This window comes from Shimia sp. R11_0 (genome assembly GCF_017744035.1).
Lineage (GTDB): Bacteria > Pseudomonadota > Alphaproteobacteria > Rhodobacterales > Rhodobacteraceae > Shimia > Shimia marina.
Window position 1 is genome coordinate 364270 of the sequence record NZ_JAGHQY010000005.1, and the last position, 17711, is coordinate 381980.

General features: G+C 60.6%; 16 protein-coding genes. 10 read left to right on the forward strand and 6 right to left on the reverse strand.

Annotation, left to right across the window (positions count from 1 at the left end; all coding sequences use genetic code 11):
• Position 1 precedes the first annotated feature (1 nt).
• On the forward strand, positions 2-784 hold the full coding sequence (locus tag J7382_RS13170; RefSeq protein ID WP_209069448.1) for an alpha/beta fold hydrolase: 783 nt from the start codon (positions 2-4) through the stop codon (positions 782-784).
• Here the strand turns inward: J7382_RS13170 and J7382_RS13175 are convergent.
• On the reverse strand, positions 772-954 hold the full coding sequence (locus J7382_RS13175) for a hypothetical protein (RefSeq protein ID WP_058241302.1): 183 nt from the start codon (positions 952-954) through the stop codon (positions 772-774). The two genes, J7382_RS13170 and J7382_RS13175, sit on opposite strands and share 13 nt — an antisense overlap.
• Positions 955-1086: 132 nt before the next feature.
• The gene (locus J7382_RS13180; protein WP_209069449.1) at positions 1087-1845 is read right to left on the reverse strand and encodes an META domain-containing protein; all 759 of its coding nucleotides are present in this window, start codon (positions 1843-1845) and stop codon (positions 1087-1089) included.
• Positions 1846-2040: 195 nt separating this feature from the next.
• Between J7382_RS13180 and J7382_RS13185 the strand changes: the two genes are divergently transcribed.
• From J7382_RS13185 to J7382_RS13205, 5 genes are all read left to right on the forward strand, one after another.
• Positions 2041-2727, forward strand: a complete 687-nt coding sequence (locus tag J7382_RS13185; protein ID WP_209069450.1) for a response regulator transcription factor — start codon at positions 2041-2043, stop codon at positions 2725-2727.
• A 56-nt stretch (positions 2728-2783) separates the two neighbouring features.
• On the forward strand, positions 2784-3938 hold the full coding sequence (locus J7382_RS13190; protein WP_209069451.1) for an FIST N-terminal domain-containing protein: 1155 nt from the start codon (positions 2784-2786) through the stop codon (positions 3936-3938).
• A 3-nt stretch (positions 3939-3941) separates the two neighbouring features.
• Positions 3942-6155, forward strand: coding sequence for a PAS-domain containing protein (locus J7382_RS13195; protein WP_209069452.1), 2214 nt, complete (start codon positions 3942-3944; stop codon positions 6153-6155).
• A 103-nt stretch (positions 6156-6258) separates the two neighbouring features.
• The gene (locus J7382_RS13200) at positions 6259-6828 is read left to right on the forward strand and encodes a DUF4202 domain-containing protein (protein WP_209069453.1); all 570 of its coding nucleotides are present in this window, start codon (positions 6259-6261) and stop codon (positions 6826-6828) included.
• A complete protein-coding gene (locus tag J7382_RS13205) occupies positions 6825-7517 on the forward strand; it encodes a CbiX/SirB N-terminal domain-containing protein (RefSeq protein WP_209069454.1) in 693 nt (230 codons plus the stop codon). The genes J7382_RS13200 and J7382_RS13205 overlap by 4 nt, the downstream gene beginning before the upstream one ends.
• A 22-nt stretch (positions 7518-7539) precedes the next feature.
• Here the strand turns inward: J7382_RS13205 and J7382_RS13210 are convergent, their stop codons facing one another.
• Positions 7540-8538: a LacI family DNA-binding transcriptional regulator gene (locus J7382_RS13210; protein ID WP_209069486.1), complete on the reverse strand. Its 999-nt coding sequence runs from the start codon at positions 8536-8538 to the stop codon at positions 7540-7542.
• Positions 8539-8708: 170 nt separating this feature from the next.
• On the opposite strand from J7382_RS13210, the gene gap reads away from it, so the two are divergent.
• Genes gap through eda form a run of 4 tightly spaced genes read left to right on the forward strand, consistent with a single transcriptional unit; the run spans position 8709 to position 13678 of the window.
• On the forward strand, positions 8709-9716 hold the full coding sequence (gene gap / locus J7382_RS13215) for a type I glyceraldehyde-3-phosphate dehydrogenase (protein ID WP_209069455.1): 1008 nt from the start codon (positions 8709-8711) through the stop codon (positions 9714-9716).
• Between the two features lie 6 nt (positions 9717-9722).
• On the forward strand, positions 9723-11177 hold the full coding sequence (gene zwf / locus J7382_RS13220) for a glucose-6-phosphate dehydrogenase (RefSeq protein WP_209069456.1): 1455 nt from the start codon (positions 9723-9725) through the stop codon (positions 11175-11177).
• A 39-nt stretch (positions 11178-11216) separates the two neighbouring features.
• Positions 11217-13031: a phosphogluconate dehydratase gene (edd, locus tag J7382_RS13225; RefSeq protein WP_209069457.1), complete on the forward strand. Its 1815-nt coding sequence runs from the start codon at positions 11217-11219 to the stop codon at positions 13029-13031.
• On the forward strand, positions 13031-13678 hold the full coding sequence (gene eda, locus J7382_RS13230) for a bifunctional 4-hydroxy-2-oxoglutarate aldolase/2-dehydro-3-deoxy-phosphogluconate aldolase (RefSeq protein ID WP_209069458.1): 648 nt from the start codon (positions 13031-13033) through the stop codon (positions 13676-13678). Before edd ends, eda begins: the two co-directional genes overlap by 1 nt.
• A 21-nt stretch (positions 13679-13699) precedes the next feature.
• Here eda and J7382_RS13235 read toward each other — a convergent pair whose 3' ends face one another.
• From J7382_RS13235 to J7382_RS13245, 3 genes are read right to left on the reverse strand one after another with little or no spacing between them, the layout of a single operon-like run.
• Positions 13700-15088, reverse strand: a complete 1389-nt coding sequence (locus J7382_RS13235) for an MATE family efflux transporter (RefSeq protein WP_247744992.1) — start codon at positions 15086-15088, stop codon at positions 13700-13702.
• A 2-nt stretch (positions 15089-15090) separates the two neighbouring features.
• Positions 15091-17028 carry a cation:proton antiporter gene (locus tag J7382_RS13240; protein WP_209069459.1) on the reverse strand — a complete coding sequence of 646 codons (1938 nt, stop codon included), beginning with the start codon at positions 17026-17028 and terminating at the stop codon, positions 15091-15093.
• On the reverse strand, positions 17025-17627 hold the full coding sequence (locus J7382_RS13245; protein ID WP_209069460.1) for an NAD(P)H-dependent oxidoreductase: 603 nt from the start codon (positions 17625-17627) through the stop codon (positions 17025-17027). The genes J7382_RS13240 and J7382_RS13245 overlap by 4 nt, the downstream gene beginning before the upstream one ends.
• Positions 17628-17711 lie beyond the last annotated feature (84 nt).

A 17711-nucleotide genomic window follows, 5' to 3' on the forward strand; every position in this document is an offset into this window, starting at 1 on the left:
CATGTTGAACTTGATCGAACACGGCACCGCCACTGACCAACCTGATCTTCTCATTGTGCATGGGCTGTTTGGCTCCGGCCGCAACTGGGGTGCCGTGGCGAAACGGCTGGCCACAGAGCGCCGGGTGGTCTGCGTGGATCTGCGCAACCATGGTCTCAGCCCCTGGCAGGACAGCCACACCTATGAAGGCATGGCCGCCGATCTCGCAGAGGTGATCGACGCGCAGATGCGCCTCAAGCCAGTCCCTATGGATGTGCTGGGGCATTCCATGGGCGGCAAAGCCTCCATGCTGCTGGCGCTCACCCAGCCTGAGCTGGTCAACCGCCTGATCGTGGCAGACATTGCGCCGGTGACCTATGGCCATGATCAGAACCGCAACATCGAAGCCATGCGCGCCGTGGATCTGACCAAAGTCAACAAACGTTCAGATGCCATCGCCCAACTTGCTGACACGCTGGACGATCCTACCTTGCAAACCTTCTTCACCCAGTCACTGGATCTCAAAGAAATGCGCTGGCGGCTCAATCTGGATGTGCTGGAACGGGACATGCCCAATGTTTTGGGCTTTCCGGAGGTGGCTGGCCACTTTGACGGTCCCACCCTGTTTCTGAGCGGCGCGCAGTCCGACTATGTTACCCATGCGCACCGCCCGGTGATCCGGGAAAAATTCCCCAAGGCCCGCTTTGCGAAGATCACAGGCGCGGGCCATTGGCTGCATGCGGAAAAACCGCGAGAGTTTGTGGCCTCTGTCAAGACCTGGCTGGATATGGATCAGCGCGCGTAAAGCGCCTGCGCCACTTTGTAGCTCACTGGGAACGCCACCAAAAAACCGATCAGCGCGGCACAGGCCAATCCCATGGCCGTGTCATAGCCTGACACAAGCGCCGCAATCACGCCGACGCCGGCAAGTGTGGAACCGATAAACAGATGCAGGATCAACGACAGACGCAACATGGGACTCTCCTTTGTTCTGGTCCTTTGATGTGATCCTGTCCTCCCTGACACAGCGCCTCAAAAATCACCTTGATTTGGATCACCCCAACCCCGCGCACCGCACTTGATCTGGCGCCAAATCTCTGTGACCGATCACTGTGCCAGAAGCTTGATCACGGCTGTGCCTTCCGCATCCACAAAGACGGTATGCCCATCCTGCACCGCATGGCCAACCACCGCCTCTAGCGCCTGAAAAAACGCCATTTCCTGTGCGCCCAGCGCCCCGGGACAGGCCATTCGCGTGCTCGCCAACGGGCCGAACTCAAGCGCGCTGCCCTTGGCCGTATAGCTGCCGTTGAAACGGTTGCATCCGCTCGTGCCACTGACGCGACCATCCTCGCCAAATTCCATTTGAGGCAGGCGATCACCCGCCACATCCTCGCCGTTTATCCGCACCACAAGCCACGCCCCCGTGGTCAGAGCCGAAGGGGCATCCAACCTGACACGTTCCACCATGACATCTACCTGTTCTGGCGCATCCTGTGTCAGCGCTGCAAAGCTGCGCGTGCTGCGCCACAGCACATCCTCTCCGAGCCGGATCACCGCCCGCACGGAATAGCGCCCGCTGTCCACCACCATGCGGTCATCGTAGCGCAGCGCAAAATCAACAGGCACCTGCCCCTGCGGGCGCACAGTCTGATGCGCCAATACCGTGGCGGCCACATCCATTTTACTCACATCTTCAAGCGTGATCTCAACCAAAGCCTCCGGATGCAGGGCGATCTTCTCGCGGTAGCTGACGCTGCCCTCTAAGGTCTGAAACTCCGCCAAGGCCCCGCCGACGCTCAAAACCACAAGCCCTGCGGCCAAGCCGACAGTCCGTCTAATCGTTCCCATACGCATACGTGCCATATCTCTGCTCCTGCGTTGCACCCGCAATCGGGCGTTCTCTCTACCTAAGCACGAAACGTCTTTTACACAAAGCCTGCGGCATCCTTTCGGCAACTCCCCGCCTCCCTTTAGTCACAAGCTCGCATTTCCAGCAAAGTCCCATGATACGACCTTTGACCCCCTTGGCCTCCCCGCAGGCTCTGTTACGGTTGGACCATGGCTACCGTTCACGCTTCCTTGCCCCCCAATCGGTTCACCAGCGCGCTGGTCGTGGATGATCATCCGCTGTTTTGCGACGCTTTGGTCATGACCCTTCAGGCGGTCTCCCCAATCACCGAGATCGCCACTGCGCCCTGTCTGGCCGAAGCCCTGACCGCTCTGGAAACCAAGGCCACCCCAGACGTGGTGGTGCTGGATCTCAATCTGCCGGACGTGAATGGGTTTGACGGGTTGATCCGCCTGCGCAAAGCCACCCCAGCCAAGATCCTTGTTGTCTCTTCCATGGCCGACAGCCGCACCATCAATGCCGCGCTTCAGGCCGGTGCCGCAGGCTTTGTCCCCAAACACAGCCAGCGTGATATGTTCCGCCGTGCTCTGGATACGCTGGCAAGCGGCGCGACTTTCCTGCCAGAAGGTCATATGCCTACGCCCGACACTGAGGATGCCACGCAAGATGCTGTGGCCCGCCTCGCATCCCTGACCGCACAACAGGCGCGCATTCTTGATCTGATCTGCGAAGGCAAACTCAATAAGCAAATTGCCTTTGAACTGACCATTGCGGAAACCACAGTCAAAGCCCATGTCACAGCCATCATGCGCAAGCTGGGCGTTCATAGCCGCACACAGGCCGTATTGATTGCCAAAGAGGCCAGCTTTGAGGAGCACTTGCGCAGCAACGGCTAGCGCGCCTACTCTACCCTCAGCGGTCAAAGGAGAGGCCGCGGGAGGAGTTTGCCAGCATGGATGCCAGCACGCCATTCACAACCAAAGACATCGTGCGCCGCGGTTTTGTCGCCGCAGACCACGCCGATGCACTTGCTCAACTGGCGGCGACACTTGGGCCGGATCCCCTGGCGCTGATCATTCTCTTTGTCTCGCCCCAAACCGATCTGCCTGCACTGATCACCGGACTTAGGCGCCACGTCACAGCCACCGAGGTCGTGGGCTGCACCACCGCAGGCGAGCTGGGCGAAACAGGCTACACCGAAGGCGAGATTGTGGCCATAGGCCTGCCCTCCAGTCATTTCGCCACCAAAACCCTGCTCATTGAGGATCTGAACGACATCCGCGCGCAGGATCGGATCACAACGATGATCCACAACCGCACAGCCTTGGCCGAAAGCCATCCGCGCTGGACCTCCGAATTTGCCTTTCTCATGGTGGATGGCCTGTCGATGCGCGAAGACGCGCTGGCCGCGGATCTGGCCATGGGCCTTGGCCCCGTGCCACTGTTTGGCGGCTCCGCCGGAGATGGCGACGCCTTTGGTCAGACCTATGTGCTGCATGGCGGCCGCTTCCATGAAAATGCCGCTGTTCTGGTGCAGATCCGGTCCCGCTGTCCCGTGCATGTGTTCAAAACCGATCACCTGCAACCCACGGAAACCCGCATGGTCGTCACCGCCGCAGATCCCGCCAAGCGCCTGGTGCAGGAAATCAACGCTGAACCCGCCGCCCGCGAATATGCCCGCCTGCTGGGTAAAGACCCCGAGCAGCTCTCCACCTTCACCTTCGCCGCCCATCCGGTGGTTGTGCGCATCGGCGACCAAACCCACGTGCGCGCCATTCAAAAAGTGGCCGACAATGGCGATCTGGTTTTCTTTTCCGCGATAGACGAAGGCGTTGTGCTGTCTCTGGCGGAACCAGATGATATGGTGGCGCATCTGGATCGTGAGCTGGCCAGCCTTTCAAGCAAACACGCGCCCGCGCTTATACTCGGCTGCGATTGCCTGCTGCGCCGCGTGGAAGCCACGCAGAAACAGCTCACCAATGACATCTCCCGCGTGCTGGTAAAACACCGTGTGGTGGGCTTCTCCACATATGGCGAACAGGTCAACTCGATGCATGTGAACCACACCTTCACCGGCGTCGCCATCTACCCCCCACAGGAGGGCTAATCCATGGAAGCCCGCGCCCTTGTGGATCCCAAAGACACGCTGGAGCGACAAAACGCCAAACTGCTCACCATCGTGGGCACACTCATGCGCCGCGCCGAGGCCCGCCCAGACACCACCGGTGTCGCCTATGCCCAGTTTGAACGTGCCGTGCGCCTCGAAGAGGAGGTGCGCGCCCGCACGCTGGAGCTGGAGCATGCGCTCGATCTTTTGAACACCTCCAACGCCTCTCTGGCGCGCGCCAATGCCGAAGCACAGGCCGCCCGTGCCAATCTCGCCAATGCCATTGAAACCGTACAGGAGGGTTTTGCACTCTTTGATGCCAATGAAACGCTCGTGCTCTGCAACACGCGGTTTGGCAAACATATGCGCGACGTGCACCACCTCTTCAAACCGGGCCTGCCCTTTGCCGACTATGTGCGCATCGTCTCCCAAAGCCCGTTTCTGGAGCTGCCCGATGGCACCACGCCCCAAGAGTGGCAGGATCGCCGCATGACGCGCCACCGCGAACAGCATGTGGTGTTCAACGCCCGCATGGCCGGGGACCGCTGGCTTCAGGTCTCTGAGCACCGCACACCGGATGGCGGCACCGTGGTGCTTCAGACCGATGTCACCGACATGATGCTGATTGAGCGGCAGGAACGCGAACGCCTGCTTGATGATCAGGCCCGCCTGATCAAAGCCACGCTCGAACACCTCAAACAGGGCGTTGGTATCTTTGACCGCGAAGCCCGTCTGGTGGGCTGGAACCGGCGCCTTGGGGAGCTTCTGTCCATTCCCCTGCGCCGCTTCCGCCTCGGTCTGCCCTTTGCCACGATCTTCGAACAGCTCTCCCGCAAACTCGCCTTTCAAAGTGCTGCGGATGCGGAGGCGCTCTGCACATGGGCCTCTCAAACCCGCGCCCGCGCCGCGCTCACATTCGAGGTGGAACTGGGCGCAGATCGCATTCTGGCGGTCTTTGCGCAGACCATGCCGGATGGGGGATTTGTGATTTCCTTCACAGACATCACCACCGAACGCCGCGCCCTGCGCGCCATTTCTCAGGTCAATGAAACGCTGGAACGCCGGGTGCAGGATCGCACGCTGGAGCTGCGCGACGCGCTGGCAGACGCAGAACGCGCCAATGCCTCCAAATCCCGCTTCGTGGCCGCCGCCAGCCATGATCTGTTACAGCCGCTCTCCGCCGCCAAACTCTATATGGCGGCACTGGACAGCGATCTGGACAATGACGAACACCGCGATCGTCTCGCCAAAGCCAGCAGCGCGCTGCAAAGCGTGGAAGACATTCTCGGCGCTCTGCTGGACATCTCCCGGCTTGATTCAGGCCGCGCCGCCGTGCATCGCGCCCAGATCCCGCTGGGTGTTTTACTGCGTCAGCTGCATGATGAATTCGCGCCCGCCGCACGCGACAAGAATCTCCGCTTTGACCTGCGCGCGCCAGACATCACAGTACAGTCTGACGCCACCTATCTGCGCCGCATCCTGCAAAACCTGATCGCCAACGCCCTGCGCTACACCGATCAGGGGCGTGTGCTCATCGGCACCCGACGGCGCGGCGATTGCGTCACTGTGGAGATCTGGGACACCGGCCCCGGCATCGCGCTGGATCAACAGACGAAAGTCTTTGACGAGTTCCACCGCATCCATGCCCCCGCCAGCCCCGCCGAAGGCCTTGGGCTCGGTCTGGCCATTGTCGAGCGCGCCTGCCGCCTGCTGGATCATCCGCTGTCCCTGCAATCTGATCCCGGTCGCGGCACCCGCTTTTGCGTCACCCTGCCGCTGGCCTGCGCCCCAGCCGCCCCCAACCCGTCCCTGCCCCCTGTGCCCCCCGACCGCACGCCACTGGCCCATCGCATCATCCTGCTTGTGGAAAATGATGCTGAACTGCGCGAAGCCATCACCATGACCTTGGAAAACTGGGGCGCGGAGGTGCTCTCCTGTGGCAGCGACGTAGAAGCGCTTGATCTGCTGCGCGAAATCGACATCGCCCCGGATGTGGTTCTGGCCGATTATCAGCTTGAAAACGGTGCCACCGGCACCGATCTGATCTCTGTGCTACGTGCGCTATATGGCCCGCTACCGGCCTGTGTGATCACTGCCAATCGCGATCCGGAGGTCACCGCCCTGTGCCAGAGGCTTCAGGCCCCGCTGCTGCACAAACCTCTCGATTTGGAACACCTGCAAAAAGCGCTACAAAATGCACCAAACCCCGATGCCTGACGTATCCTGAAAACATCCATCCCGCGCCGACGTAGAATATCCCCTTTCCCGACAGCAGCTTGCTGCCTAAAATCGCTCAAAACACCGCAGCCCGGAGCCAGCCATGACACGCCTTCAATCCGTATTGGACGCCATAGATACCGCCAACGCCAAAGATCCAAATATCGAAGATGGCCAGCCCGAAGCGCTGCTCTATGGTAGCCGTATGACACAAGAGGCCAACCGCCTCTTTCCCGAGGCATCCGAGGCCCTTCAGATCGCTGCACGCGGTCAACACATCGAACGCTGGGTGCTCAAACGGGCCGATTTCCCCGAGGGCCGCGCAGGCTATCTGAAATGGCGCCGTGAGCTGGGCATTCACCATGCCAACCGCGTTTCTGATCTCATGTCGGAAGCGGGCTATGACGAAGAAGACATCGTCGCGGCCGGGACTATGCTGCGCAAAGAGGGTCTGAAGCGCAACGCCGAAGTGCAGGCGCTTGAAGACATCATCTGTTTTGTCTTCCTGAAATGGTATTTTGCGCCCTTTGCCGCCAAGCACCCCGAAGAGAAAGTGCTCGATATCGTTGTGAAAACCGCACGCAAAATGTCTGATGCAGGCCGCGCGCGCGTGCTGGCCGAATTTGACCTGCCCGCCGCCCTCGCCGCCGCATTCCAAGAGCCTGCTGCATGAGCCGTGAGGCTCTCATCGTGGCCCACGGCCAGCCTTCTGCCCCCGTGCCGCCAGAGCTCTGGCTCATGGGGTTCGCAGAAGCCGTGCGCAAACACCTGCCGGACTGGACCATTCGGGCAGCCACTTTGGCCATGCCCGAAGCCTTGGAACGCGAAGCGGCTGCGCTGCCTCCCAACGCGCCGGTTTTCCCCATGTTCATGGCAGATGGTTGGTTTGTGGGCAAAGTCCTGCCGCGTCGCCTGAACGGCGCTGAGGTGACCATTCTCCCCCCGTTGGGCTTTGACCCGAACCTGCCGGGTTTTGCCGCGCAATTGGTGAAAGATGCCCTGACAGCACGGGGCTGGGCCCTGAGCGAAAGCCGCCTGCTGCTGGCGGCGCATGGCTCTGCCAAAGGCCCCAAAGCCGCAGAATCCGCCAATGCGTTCGAGGCCGCACTGGCCGCCCAACTGCCCGATCTTCCCATCTCGGTGGGTTTTGTCGAAGAGGCCCCCTTTGTGGAGGAGGCTGCGCGAGACCTGCCGCCACAGACCCTCTGCCTGCCCTTTTTTGCGCTCGAAGGGGATCATTGCCGCGAAGACATTCCCGAAGCTCTGACCAAAGCGGCGTTTTCAGGAGACTTACTGCCGCCCCTTGGCACCTGGCCACAGGTGGCCCAGATGGTCGCTCAGTCTCTCAAAGACGCCGCCTGAACCCAAGCCAAGCGGCGCGATCTCAGAGCGACTGTCCCGTCGTCACCTCCGGCTGCAACGTCACCACCTGCGCCGGGCGCTCGCCGCTTTGACTTTCCAGAATGATTTCCGCAGCCTTCTGCCCAATTTGGAAGCGATGCGCATCGGTTGTGGCCAAAGTCAAAGGCAACCCGCGCAACAGCTCCAGATTGTTGAAGCCCGCCAAAGCCAGATCACCGGGCACCGAAATCCCCTTTGACAGACAATGCATATAGGCCCCAACGCTCAGCACATCGCTCGAAAAATAGATGCACTCAAGATCCGGCGTCCGTGCCAGTAAAAGCTCGGTCAGCTTATGCCCCGTCTCAATCGAGGACACACCGGAGTAAAGCTCCTGATCAGCCAGAGAGAGCCCCTCCGCTGCCAGAGCCTCGACAAATCCCTTGAAGCGCTTTTCCGCACGGTAATCCTGCGGCATCTTTGTGCCAATAAAACCGATGCGCCGATATCCCGCCTTTAGGATCGTCCGCGCCATGTCGCGCCCCGCTTCCAGATGCGAAATCCCCACACAGTGTTTCACCGGCGTGCCATCCACATCCATGACTTCCACCACCGGACAATCCGCATTGGCCAACATGGTGCGCGCCGCCTCATTGTGCTCAAGCCCCGCCACCACAACACCCGTGGGCCGCCAGCTCAGCATCTCGCGGATCACTTCCTCTTCTTCCAGAAGATCATAACCAGTCACACCAATCACCGGCTTCAAAGGCGTCGCCTTCAGTGTGGAGCTGATGCCAGACAAGACCTCCGGAAATACCGAGGAATTCAGACTCGGCACCACCACTCCGACAAGGTTCACCGTCTTGGAGGCCAGAGCCCCGGCAATGCGATTCGGCACATAGCCCACCTCGCGCGCAATCTTTTCAACCTTCTGGCGTGTGGCTTCGGAGACGTCCTGCGCCCCGCGCATGGCGCGTGAGGCGGTCATTTCGCTGACCCCGGCCAACTTGGCTATGTCTTTCAGCAGCAGCTTTTTTCCCATGGTCAGATCGTCTGACACAACCCTGCCCAAAAGCAACCCCAAAGCGACAAATTAAACCAGACAACAGGCCTCTTGATTTCAATCCGGATCCGCTATACCGATAGCGCTAACGGTGGCGCTATCGGCGACACGATCGAAAAGCGCAGACTATTGCTGTTGGAGAAAGACACATGACCACCAAGATTGCCATCAACGGGTTTGGCCGCATCGGGCGCGGCGTCCTGCGGGCCCTGATTGAGAGCGGCGCAAATGATATCGAAGTCGTCGCCATCAACGACCTCTCCCCCAATGATCACCTGCTGCACCTGCTGAAGTACGACAGCGTGCATGGCCGCCTGAATGCCGATGTCACTCTGGAAGGCGACGTGATGAAAGTGGCCGGTCAGACCATCCGCCTCACCGCCATCCGCGACCCGCAGGACCTGCCATGGTCTGATGTGGATGTGGCCTATGAATGCACCGGTATTTTCACCGCCAAAGACAAGGCCGAGTTGCTTTTGAAATCCGGGGCAAAGCGCGTGCTGATCTCCGCTCCCGGCAAAGACGCCGACAAAACCGTGGTGTTTGGCGTCAATGATGACACGCTGACGGCTGAGGACATCATCGTTTCCAACGCCTCCTGCACCACCAACTGCCTGGCCCCGGTGGCCAAGGTGCTCGACGATGCCTTTGGCCTCAAAACCGGCTATATGACCACGATCCACGCCTATACTGGCGATCAGCCCACCCATGATACCAACCACAAGGATCTCTACCGCGCCCGCGCCGCCGCGCTCTCGATGATCCCCACCTCCACCGGGGCCGCCCGCGCGATCTCCCTTGTGTTGCCACATCTGAAAGGCAAGCTTGAAGGCTCCGCAATCCGTGTGCCCACCGCCAATGTCTCCATGGTGGATCTGGTGTTTGTGCCAGCCAAAGAGGCCACCGCAGAAGACGTTAATGCTGCCATCAAAGCCGCCGCCGAAGGTCCTCTAAAAGGGGTGCTGGGATATGAAGAGGCGCCGTTGGTCTCCGCTGACTTCAATCATGATCCGCATTCTTCTGTTTTTGCCCCGGCACAGACCAGCGTCACAGACGACGGGCTGGTGCGTGTGGTAAGCTGGTATGACAACGAGTGGGGGTTCTCCAACCGCATGCTCGACACCGGCCGCCGCATGGGCGCCCTTTTGAAAGGATAAACACAGATGGTCGCGCGCGTTATTCCGGTAGAGCCTTTTGATCTTGTGATTTTTGGCGCCACCGGGGATCTGGCCCGGCGCAAAATTCTGCCCGGCCTCTTCCACCGCTTTCGCGCGGGACAAATGCCATCTGATGCCAAAATCATCGGCTCGGCGCGCTCAGAAATGGAGAGTGCCGAGTTCCGCACATTGGTCGGCGCAGCCATCGCAGAATTCGTTGCCCCAGACCTGCGCCCGCAAGATCAGCTCGACGCCTTTTTACAACGGCTCGACTATGTGCATATCGACGTCACCGGCGACATCGGCTGGGACGCTCTGCAAAAAATCCTGCGCCCCGATACGATCCGCACCTTCTATCTCTCGGTCTCCCCTGCACTTTTTGGGGCCATTGCCGAACGGCTCAGCACCCATGCCATCGCCACACCGCAAAGCCGGATCGTGGTCGAAAAACCCTTTGGTCACGATCTGGAAAGCGCCCGTGCCCTCAACCGCGATCTGCTGCGCCATTTTGATGAGGCACAGATCTACCGGATCGACCACTACCTCGGCAAAGAAACCGTGCAGAACCTCATGGCCCTGCGCTTTGCCAACTCCCTGTTTGAACCGCTCTGGAACGCCACCCACATTGACCACGTCCAAATCACCGTGGCCGAAAGCCTCGGCGTGGCCGGGCGTGGCGGCTACTATGATCAATCCGGTGCGATGCGCGACATGGTGCAAAACCACCTGATGCAGCTGCTCTGTCTGATTGCCATGGAGCCGCCCTCCAAATTCACGCCCAACTCGGTGCGCGATGAAAAAGTGAAGGTGATCGAAGCGCTGGATCCGGTGCCCCTGCGGGACATTGTCCGCGGCCAGTACCGCGCCGGACGAGACAACCAAAGTTATTTTGACGATGTGGAAAACCCCGACAGCCGCACAGAAAGCTTCATCGCCATGAAGCTCACCGTCGGCAACTGGCGCTGGGCCAGCACACCGTTTTATCTGCGCACCGGCAAACACCTGCGCGACCGCGTGTCCGAAATTGCCGTAATCTTCAAAGATCCGCCCCACAACATCTTCCCCAATAAGATGGAAGGGCGCAAAGGCAACGCGCTGATCATCCGCCTGCAACCAGACGAAGGCATTACCCTGCGCACCACCATCAAAGAGCCCGGCCCCGGCGGCATGCGGCTCACCGAGGTGGCGATGGACATGTCCTTTGCCGATGCGCTGGGCAAGGATCTCACCTCGCAGGATGCCTATGAACGTCTGGTGATGGATGTGATCCGCGGCGACCAAACGCTCTTCATGCGCGGCGACGAAGTCGAAGCGGCCTGGGCCTGGGCCGATCCGATGATTGCCGCATGGGAAGAGGCCAGCCAACGCCCTATGCCCTATGATCCCGGCAGCTCCGGCCCCGAAGAAGCGCTGATGCTGATGCATCAGGGCGGCCGCCGCTGGCGCCCCATTGGCGACTAACCCCCTGCCTCGACGCTCAAAATAGGAAGGATGGCCCTGATGCCGCTCCACCCAACCGTTGAAAAAGTCACCGCGCGCATCATCGCACGCAGCAAACCGCATCGGGATGCCTATCTGGAGCGCATGTCACAAGCGGCCAGCAAAGGCCCAGCCCGCGCCCACCTGAGTTGCTCAGGACAGGCCCACGCCTACGCAGGCGCAGGGGAAGATCAAGCTGCGCTGGCCACCGGATCCGCTGGAAATCTCGGCATTATCACGGCCTACAATGACATGCTGTCCGCCCATCAGCCCTTTGAACGCTATCCCAACGTGATCCGCGACGCTGTGCGCGCGGCTGGCGGCACGGCACAGGTGGCTGGCGGCGTGCCCGCCATGTGTGATGGCGTCACGCAGGGCGAAGCGGGCATGGAGCTGTCGCTGTTTTCACGCGATGTGATTGCCCTCGCCGCAGGTGTCGCGCTCAGTCACAATACCTTTGACGCCTCGGTCTATCTGGGCGTCTGTGACAAGATTGTGCCCGGCCTTGTGATTGCGGCACAGAGTTTCGGCCATCTGCCTGCGGTCTTCCTGCCAGCAGGCCCGATGAGCTCCGGCATATCCAATGATGAGAAAGCCAAAGTCCGCCAGCGTTTTGCCGCCGGTGAAGCCGACCGCGCCGAACTCATGGCATCAGAAATGGCCGCCTACCACGGTCCCGGCACCTGCACATTTTATGGTACGGCGAACACAAACCAGATGCTGATGGAATTTATGGGCCTGCATCTGCCCGGTGCCAGCTTTGTCTCACCCAACACGGACCTGCGCGATGCCCTCACCGCAGAAGGCGCCCGCCGCGCGCTTTCCCTGTCTGCCTTAGGCAACAGCTATACGCCCACCTGTGACATTCTGGATGAAAAAGCCTTTGTGAATGGCATGATCGGTCTCAATGCCACTGGTGGCTCAACCAACCTTCTGATCCATCTGATCGCCATGGCCCGCGCAGGCGGTGTGGTGCTCACATGGGAAGATTTTGCCGAACTCTCTGACGTCACCCCTCTCTTGGCACGCGTCTATCCCAACGGTCTGGCCGATGTGAACCACTTCCACGCCGCTGGCGGGCTCGGCTACATGATCGGAGAGTTGCTCTCCGCCAACCTGCTGCATCCTGACACAAAAACCATCGCAGGCGATGGCCTGGCGCATTACACGCAAGAGCCCAAGTTGATTGATGGCGCGCTGTCCTGGCAGCCCGGCACCACAACCTCGCTCAACGAAAAAATTGTGCGTCCCGCCCATGATCCGTTCCAGCCTACCGGCGGCTTGGCCCGCCTGACCGGCAATCTTGGCACCGCCGTTATGAAAATCTCCGCCGTCGCCCCCCAGCACCGCTTTGTCGAGGCCCCGGTACGGGTGTTCCATGATCAGGATGAGGTCAAAGCGGCCTTTCAGGCGGGAGAGCTGACCGAAGATGTGATCATCGTGGTGCGCTTTCAGGGCCCCAAAGCCAATGGCATGCCCGAGCTGCACAGCCTGACACCTCTCATGTCCATCATGCAGGGCCGCGGGCAAAAAGTGGCCTTTGTCACCGATGGGCGCATGTCCGGGGCCTCAGGTAAAATTCCCGCCGCAATCCATGTCAGCCCAGAAGCGCTGGATGGCGGGCCAATTGCCCAGCTTAAAGATGGCGACATCCTGCGGGTGGATGCCGAAGGTGGGGCGCTCACCATTCTGACCGAAGGCGTCACAGACCGCCCTCCTGTCAGCGCCGATCTCTCCGCCTATGAGGCGGGCACGGGCCGCGAACTCTTTGCCGCGTTCCGCAATGCCGTGGGCGCTGCCACAACCGGCGCCTCCATTTTTGAAGGATCTTACTGATGCCAATCTCCCCCAAAGAGGCCAGCCTGCGCGCCCGTGAAATCTGCAACGCCGCGCCGATTGTGCCGGTTCTGGTTGTAAAGGATGTCGCCCATGCCAAACCTCTGGCGCAGGCATTGGTGGCGGGCGGGCTGCCCGCATTGGAAGTCACCCTGCGCACCCCAGCCGCGCTGGATGTCATTCGCGCCATGTCAGACGTGCCGGGCGGCATGGTTGGCGCAGGCACGCTGCTCACACCAGAAGATGTCAAAGCGGCGAAAGCCGCCGGGGCCACCTTTGGGGTCTCTCCGGGGGCAACTGACGCGCTGTTGCAGGCCTGCGAAGCCGAAGGGCTGCCGCTCTTGCCCGGCGCGGCCTCCGCAAGCGAAGCCATGGCCCTGCTTGAGCGCGGCTATGACATGCTGAAGTTCTTTCCGGCTGAGGCCGCAGGCGGCGCAAAGTTCCTCGGGTCTTTGGCCAGCCCCCTGCCCCAGATCAGCTTCTGCCCCACCGGCGGCGTCAATTCTCAGAATGCGCCGGACTATCTCAAGCTGGCCAATGTGGTCTGTGCCGGTGGCAGCTGGGTCGCCCCCGCAGACCTCATGAACGCGGGCGCTTGGGATCAGATCGAGGCCCTCGCACAGGACGCCGCACAACTGCCGCGCTAACGCCGAAGCTGCCGCGCCCGACTACCAGTTCCGCCGCCCACTGACGTGATGCAATGTGCTGTCTTTGGCAAAGGGATCCACCGGTTCGGGCGCGCTGATCTTGCGGATGGTCTTCATCGCGAGCAGCAACGCGGCCAGCGCAAAGAACGCGCCCCCCACAGCCTGCCCCATCAGCACACCAGAAGCCCCCCAAATCGCGCCGCCTGCGATCACAAAGGGATAGGTGCCCAAACTGTGCCGCCCCCAGTTCACATAAGTGGAATAGATCGGATGGCCGAGATTGTTGAAACAGGCATTACAGACAAAGATCACCCCGTTGAAAAACTGCATCAACGCCAAAGGCCCGCAGAACAGATAGATCAAAGTCCGCATCTCACCGCTGGCCTCAAACACATCGGCAATCATCTGACGCGCCACAAAGAGAATGAGGGCAGCCAGAAGCGTATAGCCCAGCAGAAACTGCAACCCCGCCACCAGCGTGCCGCGCACCCGCGCAAACAGCCCGGCCCCGAAGTTCTGACCCACAATGGGCCCAATCGCGCCAGAGAGCGCAAAGACCACCGCGAAAGCCACCGGCATCAGACGCCCAATCACCGCCATCGCCGCCACCGCATCGGTGCCATAGACCGCAACCTCCCGCGTGACAATCGCATTGCCAACAGGTGAGGCCACATTGGTGAGAATAGCGGGGGCGGCAATGGCCGCAATCGCCCGCGCATCCCGCATCAGCACAGGCAGCGCTGGACGGGCAAATCCATTGTGCACCCGCCACACGCTTACCACGGCGTAGCTGCACATGACGATCCGCGCCATGACCGAGGCATAGGCCGCCCCATCAAGCCCCAGCCCCAGACCAAAGATCAGGAGGGGATCCAGCGCGGCGTTGACCGCCCCACCAAAGACCGTGCCCATCATCGAGCGCCGCGCATCTCCATGGGCGCGCAAGACTGCCATGCCGACCATCGCCAGCGACATCAATGGCATCGTGGGGATCACAATCCGCACATAGCGCTGCGCCAGCGCCAGCGTGTCCCCCTCCGCCCCGAGCCAGCTCAGGATCGGAGCCAGATTGCCCAGAACCACCAAAGGCAGCACCAGCCCCATCAGCACCCCCAGCACCGCCACGGAGGCGGCATATTCCCGCGCCCTGTCCGGCTGATCCGCGCCAATCGCCCGCGCCACCAGAGAGCCTGCCGAAATCGACAGCCCGATGTTGAAGGCATTGGTGAAAAACAACAGCGTGCCCGCATAGCCCACCGCCGCAGCCAGCGCTTTGTTGCCCAGCATCGAAATGAAGATCATATCGACAAAATCGACCGCAAAGATCGCCATCAACCCCACAGATGAGGTCAGCGACATCACCGCCACATGGCGCATCAAAGCCCCTTGCAAAAAGACCGCTTTCGCCAAACTCAGCGCCCCTCTTCCGGATCTGATCCAACGCTGGCAGGCGGCGGCACCCAGCCCTCATGGCCATCCACGCCAAACCCATCCTTGGCATTCAACAGCTCTTCTTCCATACGCGCATTCAGCTCCTTGGCCAGCTCAACAAACTCGGCATTGTCCGCCAGCAAGACCCCCGGTTTATGCACCGCCGCCGTTTTTACCAGCAAATCCCGGTCCGCTTTGGTAAAGCGGCGTGCCAGTTGTTCGGCCTGAAAAGGATGGATTCCAAGCGCTTCATAGGCGGCCCGCCCGGCCCGAACCGCACTGTCAAACGTCTCGCGAATGATGTCTTTAGCGCCTGCACTGTAAAGATCATAGACATGGCCCCGATCTACCGCCCGCGCCACGATATGCACATGCGGATGATGGCGGGCCACATGCTCCACCAGATGGGTGATCTGATCTTTGCCATCAATGGCAATCACCAGCATCTTTGCGTCTTCAATCCCCGCCGCATGCAACAGATCCGCCCGTGTGGCATCGCCAAAAAACACCTTGGTATCAAAGCGGCGCAGCATCTCCAGTTGGTGGGAGGAATAATCCACCACCACCGGCTGCTCCCCGATCTGGCGCAGCATCCGTGCCACGATCCCACCAAACCGCCCGTACCCTGCAACGATGATCTTGCTGCGGTGATCGATATCCTCCGCCGCCGCGTCCTGCGCCTGTAAAAACCGTGGCGCAATCCCCCGATCATAAAGGATAAACAGCCCCGGCGTCAGCAGCATAGAGAGGGCCACCACCAACAGCGCGATCTGCGCCACCTCCGGCGGAATCACATGGCTTGCCACCGTAAAGCTCAACAACACAAAGCCAAATTCCCCGGCCTGTGCGAGCCCCAAAGTGAACAGCCAACGGTCGCTTCCGGTCAGCTTGAACATCCGGGCCAGCGCATAAAGCACCCCCGCCTTCAGCGCCATCACCCCAAGCGTGGCGCCGATCACGAGGGCAAAATTCCCCCACAACAGGCCAAAGTCGATCGCCGCGCCCACAGTCATGAAAAACAGCCCCAACAGGAGCCCCCGAAACGGATCGATATCGCTTTCCAGTTCGTGGCGGTATTCACTATTGGCCAGCACCACGCCCGCCAGAAACGTGCCCAAAGCAGGCGACAGCCCCACCAGCGACATCAACAGCGCGATCCCCACCACCAATGCCAGCGCCGTGGCCACAAAGACCTCGCGCAAATTGGCCATCGCCACAAAGCGAAACAGCGGCCGGGCCAGGAAATTGCCAATCGCACCAATCGCGGCAACCGCCGCAAGCGTGATCATGGCCACCTGCCAGCCGGGGCGCCCCTCCACAAGGCTCATCGCAGCGTGCCCATCCCCATGTCCATCGCCGTGCGCCCCTCCGTGACCCGCCGCCTGCCCAGCCAGATCCGTAAGCTCAGGCATCGCCAGAAGCGGCAACAGCGCCAGCATGGGAATGACCGCAATGTCCTGAAACAACAGCACCTGAAACGAGCCCTGCCCGCCCTGCGCCTGCATCAGCCCCTTTTCGTTCAAAGTCTGCAGCACAATCGCCGTGGAGGAGAGTGCAAACACCATGCCCAGAGCCAGCGCAACACTCCAGCTCAGGCCAAACCCCATGCAGATCACCGCAATCAGCCCCGTGGTCACCGCCACCTGCAACCCGCCAAGCCCCAGCAGACGCCTGCGCATCGCCCAAAGCATCTTCGGGTCCAGCTCCAACCCGACAAGGAACAACATCATCACCACGCCAAATTCGGCAAAATGCTGAATTTCAATGATATCCACATGCAACCAATGCAGGATTGGCGAAATCACAATCCCCGCGATCAGATAGCCCAGCACAGATCCCAGCCCCAGTCGCGACGCCAGAGGCACCGCCAGAACTCCGGCAATCAGAAAAACAGTGGCCAGCAACAAAAAACCGGTCATTGGATCACCTCATTCAGATCATGCTCTTGCACCACATCCAGCGCATTGGCTTTCTCAAGCAGCACCCGGTCATCACGCAGCCCGATCAACCAGCGCCGCCAGCCTTCGGCATGCGGACCCAAACCGCCATTCTCCCGCTTCTCAAGCGCACCGTAGAGCACATAGGGAGAGAGAAAGCGCATGTGGCAAAGCCGGGCCGTCTGCTCCATCGGGGTGAGCAGCGTGCGCAGATCAAACCCATTGTAGCCTGCCGCCCCATAGGCCTCCTGCGGCGCGCCACAGGTGATGCCCATAGACCAGTATTTTCCGGCCAGCGCCCGACCTTCGCGGCCATAGGCAAATCCATGTTGCAGCACCAGATCCTGCCATTCCTTGATCAGAGACGGGGTCGAATACCAAAACAGCGGATATTGAAACAGGATCGCATCATGCGCCAACAGGCGGTCCTGCTCGCGCGCCACATCAATATCAAATCGCGGATATTCCGCGTATAAATCGACAAAGGTGATACCCTCGACCGATTGTGTGGCCGCATTCATCGCCTTGTTGGCCATAGAATGCACGGCACCGGGGTGCGCCTGATAGACCAATACACGCATTGGATGATGTCCTCCCCACCGGAATGCCCTACCGGGTTTTTTGTTCGCTCAGAGCACCTTGCCAGCAGTTTTTCCGAAGGCCAA

Bases quoted from the DNA above. Each gene is read 5' to 3' on its own strand.
- J7382_RS13170 (WP_209069448.1), top strand. From the start codon at position 2: ATGTTGAACTTGATCGAACACGGCACCGCCACTGACCAACCTGATCTT.
- J7382_RS13175 (WP_058241302.1), bottom strand. From the start codon at position 954: ATGTTGCGTCTGTCGTTGATCCTGCATCTGTTTATCGGTTCCACACTT.
- J7382_RS13180 (WP_209069449.1), bottom strand. From the start codon at position 1,845: ATGGCACGTATGCGTATGGGAACGATTAGACGGACTGTCGGCTTGGCC.
- J7382_RS13185 (WP_209069450.1), top strand. From the start codon at position 2,041: ATGGCTACCGTTCACGCTTCCTTGCCCCCCAATCGGTTCACCAGCGCG.
- J7382_RS13190 (WP_209069451.1), top strand. From the start codon at position 2,784: ATGGATGCCAGCACGCCATTCACAACCAAAGACATCGTGCGCCGCGGT.
- J7382_RS13195 (WP_209069452.1), top strand. From the start codon at position 3,942: ATGGAAGCCCGCGCCCTTGTGGATCCCAAAGACACGCTGGAGCGACAA.
- J7382_RS13200 (WP_209069453.1), top strand. From the start codon at position 6,259: ATGACACGCCTTCAATCCGTATTGGACGCCATAGATACCGCCAACGCC.
- J7382_RS13205 (WP_209069454.1), top strand. From the start codon at position 6,825: ATGAGCCGTGAGGCTCTCATCGTGGCCCACGGCCAGCCTTCTGCCCCC.
- J7382_RS13210 (WP_209069486.1), bottom strand. From the start codon at position 8,538: ATGGGAAAAAAGCTGCTGCTGAAAGACATAGCCAAGTTGGCCGGGGTC.
- gap (WP_209069455.1), top strand. From the start codon at position 8,709: ATGACCACCAAGATTGCCATCAACGGGTTTGGCCGCATCGGGCGCGGC.
- zwf (WP_209069456.1), top strand. From the start codon at position 9,723: ATGGTCGCGCGCGTTATTCCGGTAGAGCCTTTTGATCTTGTGATTTTT.
- edd (WP_209069457.1), top strand. From the start codon at position 11,217: ATGCCGCTCCACCCAACCGTTGAAAAAGTCACCGCGCGCATCATCGCA.
- eda (WP_209069458.1), top strand. From the start codon at position 13,031: ATGCCAATCTCCCCCAAAGAGGCCAGCCTGCGCGCCCGTGAAATCTGC.
- J7382_RS13240 (WP_209069459.1), bottom strand. From the start codon at position 17,028: ATGACCGGTTTTTTGTTGCTGGCCACTGTTTTTCTGATTGCCGGAGTT.
- J7382_RS13245 (WP_209069460.1), bottom strand. From the start codon at position 17,627: ATGCGTGTATTGGTCTATCAGGCGCACCCCGGTGCCGTGCATTCTATG.